We start from the raw sequence: 8,709 nt of genomic DNA, 5'->3' as shown, positions 1-8,709 counted from the left end.
CGCATCCGGCCACGAGCGCAGCCAGGTTGGCGCTCTGCTGTACAGCAATGGGCACAGGCACGGCCTCGGGCAGCACGGCGCGGGCCGAGCGGGTCGAGATCTGCATATGCGGATGCGCCAGCGCAGCATACAGGTTCTCGGGCACCGGAATGGGCACCACATCGAGCGGATCCAGGCTGCGCGTGAGCACGAGTCCTCCATAGACCATAGGCACCACATTGTCGCCGTGCATCGCGCCGCTGGCAATCTGTTCGCCCTGCAAGGCGTAGTGCAGCATCTCGTCGTTGGTCAGTGGCGGATCGACCAGGACCTGCGCCGCTTTCATGGCGGCTACAGCGGAAGCGGCGGATCCCCCCATGCCTGAGCTTAACGGAATGCCTTTGTGGATGTGCACGCGAAAGCCATACGGCAGGTCACGATCCGCAATAAGCGCCAGCAGGCCCACCGTGGCGGTGTTGGCCTTGGGGCGGCGCGGCAGTTCTGTCACGCATCCGGTAATCGACGCGATCTCGACAGTGGGCGTCTCGATCCGCTCGATGCGCACGCGGTCGTGCACCGCATCAAAGGCGCCCCCCAGCACATCGTATCCCACCGCCACATTGCCGATGGATCCGGGGGAAAGGGCCGTAGCCGTGGTGGTAATGGGGTCAGTGGTGGGTTCGGGATTAGGCGGCATGTTGGTTGTATTGTGATGTGTTTTACAATGCCGTAGCGATGCAGCGCGCTGCATCGTTACAGATCAAGAGCATGCAATTCTGCCTCACGCCTCCACAAGGCGCAAGAGATCGGCAAACACGCCTGCGGCGGTGACGTCGGGCCCGGCGCCGGGGCCCTGCACAATGAGCGGATTCTCGTTATAGCGTTCGGTGCGGAACTGCACGATATTGTCCGTGCGGTGGATGCGCGCAAACGCGTGGTCATCGTCGTAGCGGCCCAGGCGCACCGACGCCTCGCCCGTGTGGTCGACCGCCCCCACAAACCGCAGCACCTGTCCGGCATCGCGGGCCTCGCGCAGGATGTTGGTCATGGCATCGTCGTGCTCGGGCAGCCCTGCCATGAAGTCATCGACCGAGCCATTGGTGAGCGCATCGGGCACAAGACTCTCTACGGCGACGTCGTCGAGCGTGATGTCGAGGCCCATTTCGCGGCCCAGAATGACCACCTTGCGGGCTACGTCCATGCCCGACAGGTCGTCACGCGGATCGGGTTCGGTGAAGCCGTTGGCCTTCGCCTCCCGCAGAATATCGGAGAACGCGCGCTCGCCGTCAAATGCATTGAAGAGATACGAGAGCGTACCCGACAGAATACCCTCAATGCGCAACACGCGGTCGCCGGTCTCAATCAGGTTGTTCAGCGTCTGGATGATGGGTAGTCCCGCGCCCACCGTGGTTTCATACAGGTAGCGGGCGGAGGCAGAGCGCCGCGCCTCTTGCAACGCCCGGAACGCATTTAGGGGAGCGGTGCTCGCTTTCTTGTTGGGCGTCACGACGTGAATGCCGCGCCGCAGCCAGCGTTCGTACCGCGCCGCCACAGCCGGACTCGACGTGCAGTCGATGAGCACGGCGTGCGGGTGGTAGTCGGTCTGGATGTGGTCGGCCAGCGCGTCGAGATCGCTCGGATGCGCCTGCTCGCGGATTGCATCTTGCCAGCCGTCAAGGTCCAGGCGCTTCTCATCCAGCGCCATATAGCTGCTGTTGGCAATGCCACGCACGCGGATGTCGATGCGCTGCTCGGTGCGAAGCCGCTCGGTCTGCGCATCCAGCTGCTCAAGCAGCGCCCCGCCCACGTTGCCCGGCCCAATGATACCGACCGAGAGCGTGTGGTTCGAGAGGTAGAACCCGGCATGGGCGGCGCGCAGCCCTTTCGTGGCATCGGCCCCGTCAATGACCGCGGTGATGTTGCGCTCCGATGAGCCCTGCGCCATGGCCCGCACGTTTACGCCCGCCTGTCCGAGAGCGCCGAAGAACGTGGCAGCAATGCCCGGCGTGCCCGCCATGCGGTCGCCCACCACCGCAAGCACGCTGCAGTTGTCGGTGACCTGCACGGGATGCAGGTGCCCTTGATGAATCTCGGCGTAGAAGGCATCCTGTGCTGCTTTTCGGGCAGCATCGGCCTGGGGTTGCGGCACCGCAAAGCAGATCGAGTGCTCGGAACTGCCCTGCGAAATAACGACGACGGACACGTTGGCGGCTTCCAGCGCGCTAAAGAGTCGCCGAGCAATGCCCGGCACGCCCATCATGCCCGAGCCCTCCAGGTTCACAAGGGCCAGGTCGTTAATCGTGGCAAAGCCTTTCACCGGGCGGTCCGTTTCGCCGTTCAGGTGGATGCGCGTGCCTGGATCTTCAGGCGAAAACGTGTTGCGGATGTGGATGGGAATCTCGCGGTCGAAGGCCGGGGCCAGCGTACGCGGGTGGATTACCTTGGCGCCAAAATAAGCCAGCTCCATGGCCTCCTGATACGAGATGGCATCGAGGCGTTGCGCGTCGGGCACCAGGCGCGGGTCGGCGGTCATAACGCCGTCTACGTCGGTCCAGATGTGCACGGCCTCCGCCTCCAACAACGACGCCATAATCGCCGCCGAGAAGTCGCTGCCGTTGCGGCCCAGCGTGGTGGGCGTGCCCTGCGGGGTAGACGCGATGTACCCGGTCACAACGAGCATCTCCGCATCCGCATGATCGTCATGCCAGCGGGTCCAGCGCGCACGAGTCGCCTCCCAGTCGATGGTCGGCCCCATGTCGCCGTGCGTGGCAACGATCACCTCGCGAGCGTTGAGCATGGACACCGAGGTGCCTGCCTCTTGCAGCGCTGCCGACAGCAGACGAGCGCTCCACAGCTCGCCAAAACCGGCAATTAGGTCGCGGGCGGTGTCGGAGACGGTGCCCAGCAGCTGCGTGGTGTGCAGCACATCGCGGATGGTCTGCACATCTTCGTTGAGCGCATCGGTCATGCGCCCGGCCGCGCCGCCTGTAAGCACCGCCTGGATGTGAGCGTGCTGAGCATCCCGCAGCCCATCCAGCTGACGCATGCGCTCGGCGTGAGGATGTGCAGTGTCGGTGAGGGCCATCAGCGCATCGGTAGTGCCGCCCATGGCCGACACAACCGCGGCGCAGTGGCCTTCGTGCTGCTGGATGAGCGTGGCGACGTGCTGAAGGCGGTCGGCATCGGCCAGACTGGTGCCGCCGAACTTGTAGACCGTCCAGGGCGTGGGGGAAGACATGGGCAGCATCGGTTGGATGGAAAAAGAACGACATCCGCTTAACGGCGCACCCGCAGAGGGGGTTCAGGCCGTGGGGCGGTGCGCTCGTGGCTCATCTGTAACGCATCTTGTGTTGAGATGCACAGAGTTGACTGTAATCGCTTTTTCATCACGCACCCTGATTTTTGTTATGACTGCACGCGACTATGCCTACTGGATTAGCACCGGCTTGCTATCGCTCATGATGGCCGGGTCCGCCTACATGTACTTTACCTCACCCGACATTGCGGCTTCGTTTGAGAATCTGGGCTTCCCCGCATATTTTCGGATTGAGCTGGGCATCGCGAAGTTGCTGGGCGTTGTTGCGCTCTTAGCGCCGGTGCCCCACTTCCTGAAAGAGTGGGCTTACTTCGGATTCATTGTGTCATTTGTATCCGCCTTCATTGCCCATACGGCGGTAGGCGACCCGGTGATGGCCCGGATGATGCCGTTGGTTGCACTGACGATTCTTGCCGTGTCGTACATGACCTACCGGAACCGCCGCTCCGCAGAAGCGCCCGTCTCGTAACCTGTCGTATTCGCATAGGGGCCAGCGGTACGTGATTTTCTGTTGGGCACCGCCGGAGACGTCTGCGCCACAACGGCGCTTTTCGTCTCCGGGTACCCGGTGCTTTCAAGATCAGGTAGCCCCTTTATGCCAACCCCGCATGGTTCGTTGGTGTATGGAGGCATCGAAGGGTGAACCGCGCCCGCCATCCCCCATCTCCTCGCTCACCCCACCACGAGCCGCTCGGCTTCCTCTTGCAGCGTGGTGCGGCCCAGCGCTTCGCCGATGAGCGTAGCCGAGGTGGCGTCGACGATGCGCACGTTGACGTACTCGCCTTTCTCGTAGTCCTCGCGGTCGAACACCACCATCTTGTTCGTGTCGGTGCGTCCGCAGAGTTGGGCGTCGCTCTTCTTGCTCGGGCCCTCCACGAGCACAGTGTGTTTGCGCCCGATCTCGTTGGCGTTGCGCACCTCCGATATGCTCCGTTGCAACGTAATGATCTCCTCCAGGCGACGCTGCTTCACATCCTCGGGCACGTCGTCCTCAAGCTTGCGGGCGGCGTACGTATCCGGACGCTCACTGTATTTGAACATGTAAGCGTGATCGTATTCCACCTCGCGCATGAGGGAGAGCGTGTCCTGGTGCTGCGCCTCAGTTTCGCCGCAGAATCCGGCAATGATATCCGTCGACAGCGAGATGCCCGGGCACAGCGCCTTGGCGCGATCCACCAGGTCCAGGTACTGCTCGCGGCTGTACGTGCGGCGCATGCGGTCGAGCACTTCAGTGTTGCCGTGCTGCACCGGCAAGTGGATGTAATTGCACACGTTGTGCCGCTTAGCGTGCACCTTCAGCAGCTCGTCGGAGCAGTCCTTCGGGTGACTCGTGGAGTAGCGGATGCGCAGCTCGGGCGACACCTGACTGATGCGGTCGAGCAGTTCGGCAAACGACACGTCGGTGCCGTCGTCGTCGGTGTAGTGGTAGGAGTTTACATTCTGGCCGAGCACCGTCACCTCCTTGTAGCCCTGGTCGACCAGTTCCTGGCACTCGCGCAGAATGGTGGATACGGGGCGGCTGCGCTCACGTCCGCGCGTAAAGGGCACCACGCAGAAGGCACACATGTTGTCGCAGCCGCGCATAATGGAGACGAAAGCCGAGATGCCATTCGAATCGTATCGCACCGGCGAGAGGTCGGCGTACGTCTCTTCTTTCGAGAGCTGCACATTCACCGCGGCCTGGCCACTCGAATCCGCCTCATGCAACAGACGGGGCAGATCCCGATACGCATCCGGCCCCACTACCAGGTCGACGCGCTTTTCTTGCTCCAGGAGCTTCTCGCGCAGGCGTTCGGCCATGCATCCGAGCACGCCAATCATCATCGGACGGTCGCGCTTGCGCTTTTTGGCGCGCAGCATGTCGAGGCGGCGGCGCACCTTCTGTTCGGCATTTTCGCGGATGGCGCATGTGTTGATGAGCGCCACATCGGCCTCCTCAACATCATGGGTTAACCCGTAGCCGCCATTTTCGAGGACAGATGCCACGATCTCCGAATCCGACACGTTCATCTGGCAGCCGTACGTTTCAATGTAAACCTGCCGCGCGCCAGCGGTCTCGTGCCCGGCCATCTTCGGACGGTCGAGGTCGTCGGTATCGATGTCGTCGTTCTCCTGAGCACGCTCGCGGCGCAGCTCGGTGTCCAGAATATTAATGTCTTGAATCGGCTCCATAGGACGAACAGGTTGATGGGCAACAGGCAACAGCATAATGCAACCGTTCTGTACGCTGCCTCACAGATACGGTTCAGTTGGTCTGTACGGGAAATGTGCCACGTCGGGGCGTAGTGCGCTGCCAGTTCGCATTTTGATGGTTTCCCTGCAATCATCCTCCCACGAAGCCTGTCATGGTGAGCGCAGTCGAACCATCTCCCGCTCGGTTGGCGGGTGCCTGGCGGGTGAGAGGTTGTGCCGGGCGTGTAGGAGATCTTTATTCACTGCGTTCATCAGTCGCTTTGCTCGTGTCAGGACTTCGCGTCTCCTTGGTGGAGCCGCTTCGCTCAAGATGACAGCATGTAAGAGAGGTGCGTTACTACTCTAAGATTGACCTGTGACACGACAGTAGGAAGGCTTCGGTAGGTTTTTTGGTTTCTGCCTGAATCTGCTTTGTCTGACTCCGGGTCAACTATAAAACGATAAAACGCGATCCCGAATCGACACTTCACGCAGTGCTGCTGCCTCATGCTGCAACCGCCTGTGCTACGGCTCGTTGACAAAAGCACGCGTTCATCCGCATCTGTTATAGCCGTTATTTAGAGCCTTCTATGCCGGAGACTGAGTCGATCTCGCTGCACAAAACCGCGCGCAAGCGGTATCTCAACTATGCATTATCCGTTATTACAAGCCGCGCACTGCCCGACATCCGCGACGGGCTCAAACCCGTGCAGCGGCGCATCCTGTATGCCATGTTCACCAACCTGAACCTCTACCCCGACGGGCGCCACCGCAAGAGTGCCACTATTGTGGGGGAGACGATGGGGAAGTACCATCCGCATGGCGACACGGCCATCTACGACGCGATGGTGCGCATGGCGCAGGATTTCTCCTTGCGTGCGCCGTTGGTCGACGGCCACGGCAACTTCGGCTCGCTCGACGGCGATAACCCTGCCGCGATGCGCTACACCGAGGCCAAGCTCCAGCCGCTGGCCATGGAACTGCTCACCGAGCTGCGACAGGACACGGTGGAGTACCGCGACACGTTCGACGGCACGCTCACCGAGCCGGTTGTGCTGCCCGCGAAAGTGCCCAACATGCTCGTGAACGGTGCGAGTGGCATTGCGGTGGGCATGGCCACGAACATCCCGCCGCACAACCTGGGTGAGGTTGTGGATGCCTGCTTGCATCTGATCGACGATCCCGACGCCACTGCCGAAGCACTCTGGCAGCACGTGCCCGCGCCGGACTTCCCTACCGGGGGGGCTATCCTGAACACCGAGGAGGAACTGCGCGAGATCTATTCCACCGGCAAGGGGACCGTTGAGATGCGCGGTAGCTACCGCATGAAAGGAAAAACCCGCGCGACCATCGAGTCGGTGCCGTACGGGGTCGACAAAAGCAAGATTGTGGAGTCCATTGCCGACCACATCGCCGATGAGAACGTGCCGCAGCTCTCGAACGTGCGCGACGAGTCGACCGACGATGTGCGCATTGTGCTGGAACTGAAGCGCGGCTCCGACGCCGAGGCGGCCATGGCGTATCTCTTCAAGCATACGCAGTTGCAGCACCGCTTCCACGTCAATATGACGTGCCTGGTGCCGACTGAGCGCGCTGACGTGGGCACGCCTGAGCGCGTGAATCTGCGCACCATTGTGCAGCACTTCTTGCAGTTTCGGCTGGAAGTTGTCACGCGGCGGCTGAAGCATGAATTGCAGAAGCTGGAGAAGCGCATCCACTTGCTGGAGGGCTTCGAAACCATCTTCGACGCGCTCGACGAAACCATTGCCATGATCCGCGCCTCCACCAACAAAAAGGATGCGCAGGAGCGTCTTATGGACCGGTTTGGGCTCGACAAAACGCAGGCCGATGCGGTGCTCGACACCAAGCTCTACCGCCTTTCTCAAATGGAGATCGAGGCCATTGAGGAGGAGCTGGAGGCCAAACGCACCCGCGCTGCCAAAATTCGTGCGCTGCTCGATAATGAATCGGCGCGGTGGGATATGGTCCGCGAGGAGCTGGTGCAGGTGAAGTCCGACTACACTGACGACCGCCGCAGCGAGATTCGCGGGCCCGATGCCGCCATCGAGTACACCGAGGCCGACTACATCATTGAGAGCGACGCCTACGTCATTGTGACGCGCGACGGCTGGGTGAAGCGCCAGGGCTCCTACTCCGATATCGAATCGATTCGCGTGCGCGACGGCGACGAAGTCGGCTGGGTGCTCGAAGGCTCCACCCGCGCCACGGTGGGCTTCTTCACGAACTACGGCACCTGCTACACCGTGCGCATCAACGACATTCCGAGCACGACCGGATACGGCGATCCGGTGCAGAAGCTCTTCTCGTTCGATGACGGGGAGCGCGTGGTGGGCGTCGTAAGCTATGATGACCGCGCCCTGCCGCCGGGGCGTCCGGAGGAGCCCGATCAGCAGCAGCTCTTCGATGAAAACGGCGTGGCCGAGGACGAAGAGCCGCATCCGCCCTACGTCGTGGCGCTCACCAAAACAGGCCAGGCCACGCGCTTCACGGTCGAAGGCTTTATGGAGCCCTCAACCCGCACCGGACGCATGTTTATGCGGCTGGAGGATGATGACGAGGTGGTGCGGGCGATGCTGGCGCAGGGCCACGAGCACGTCTGTGCTGCCTCGCACGGCGGACGCGTGCTGATCTTCCCGGTCGAGCAGGTGTCGGTGTACAAGGGCCCCGCAAAGGGCGTCATTGGCATGCGGATTCAGGACGACGACCGTCTCCTGGGCGCTACGCTTTCGGATGCGGCTCGCGACGGGCTCACGGTCGTCACCAACAACGGACGCGAAGAGATTGTGCGCACGACCAAGTACGACATTACCAATCGTGGCGGCAAAGGCCACATCGTCATCAAGCGCGGCTACTTTGCGGAGGTGCACTATGAGCCCATTGAGGTGAAGGTGGACTGAGCAGGCTTCTTGCTCGGAATAACATACCCCCGCACGAACTGTCATGGTGAGCGTAGCCGAACCATCTCCCGCTCAGTTAGCAGAAGCCTGGCGGGTGGTGGGCTGTGCTGAGCGCGGGGGAGATCTTTATTCACTGCGTTCATCAGTCGCTTCGCTCGTGTCAGGACTCCGCGTCTCCCGGGGGGAGCCGCTTCGCTCAAGATGACAATCAATTAAGGAGTGTTGTGCTGAACAGGCGACCCTCCCCCTTCAAAAAAAGATGTCATGGTGAGCGCAGTCGAACCATCTCCTGCTCAGTTAGCAGATAGCTCCTCGCCTTGCCCC

At 61.8% G+C, this 8,709-nt stretch carries 5 protein-coding genes; 2 read left to right on the top strand and 3 right to left on the bottom strand.

Features of this window, described 5'->3' with window-relative positions; genetic code table 11:
* Together R6U20_RS07300 and thrA are read right to left on the bottom strand one after the other, a co-directional pair.
* On the bottom strand, positions 1-676 hold a 676-nt coding region (locus R6U20_RS07300; protein ID WP_410337200.1), incomplete at its 3' end, for a homoserine kinase.
* An 84-nt stretch (positions 677-760) separates the two neighbouring features.
* Positions 761-3,217, bottom strand: a complete 2,457-nt coding sequence (gene thrA, locus R6U20_RS07295; protein ID WP_410337199.1) for a bifunctional aspartate kinase/homoserine dehydrogenase I — start codon at positions 3,215-3,217, stop codon at positions 761-763.
* Between the two features lie 169 nt (positions 3,218-3,386).
* Here thrA and R6U20_RS07290 point away from each other — a divergent pair, with 169 nt between their 5' ends.
* Positions 3,387-3,764, top strand: a complete 378-nt coding sequence (locus tag R6U20_RS07290; RefSeq protein ID WP_410337198.1) for a DoxX family protein — start codon at positions 3,387-3,389, stop codon at positions 3,762-3,764.
* Positions 3,765-3,967: 203 nt separating this feature from the next.
* Here the strand turns inward: R6U20_RS07290 and miaB are convergent, their stop codons facing one another.
* The gene (miaB, locus tag R6U20_RS07285) at positions 3,968-5,503 is read right to left on the bottom strand and encodes a tRNA (N6-isopentenyl adenosine(37)-C2)-methylthiotransferase MiaB (protein ID WP_410337197.1); all 1,536 of its coding nucleotides are present in this window, start codon (positions 5,501-5,503) and stop codon (positions 3,968-3,970) included.
* Positions 5,504-6,057: 554 nt separating this feature from the next.
* Between miaB and R6U20_RS07280 the strand changes: the two genes are divergently transcribed.
* The gene (locus tag R6U20_RS07280; protein ID WP_410337196.1) at positions 6,058-8,385 is read left to right on the top strand and encodes a DNA topoisomerase (ATP-hydrolyzing) subunit A; all 2,328 of its coding nucleotides are present in this window, start codon (positions 6,058-6,060) and stop codon (positions 8,383-8,385) included.
* The last annotated feature ends 324 nt before the right edge of the window (positions 8,386-8,709 follow it).

The sequence above is a fragment of the Longimonas sp. genome, from assembly GCF_046498435.1.
In the GTDB taxonomy this organism is placed as follows: domain Bacteria; phylum Bacteroidota; class Rhodothermia; order Rhodothermales; family Salinibacteraceae; genus Longimonas.
Note: the sequence above shows the minus strand (reverse complement) of the source record. Positions and strands in the feature narration are given on the sequence as shown.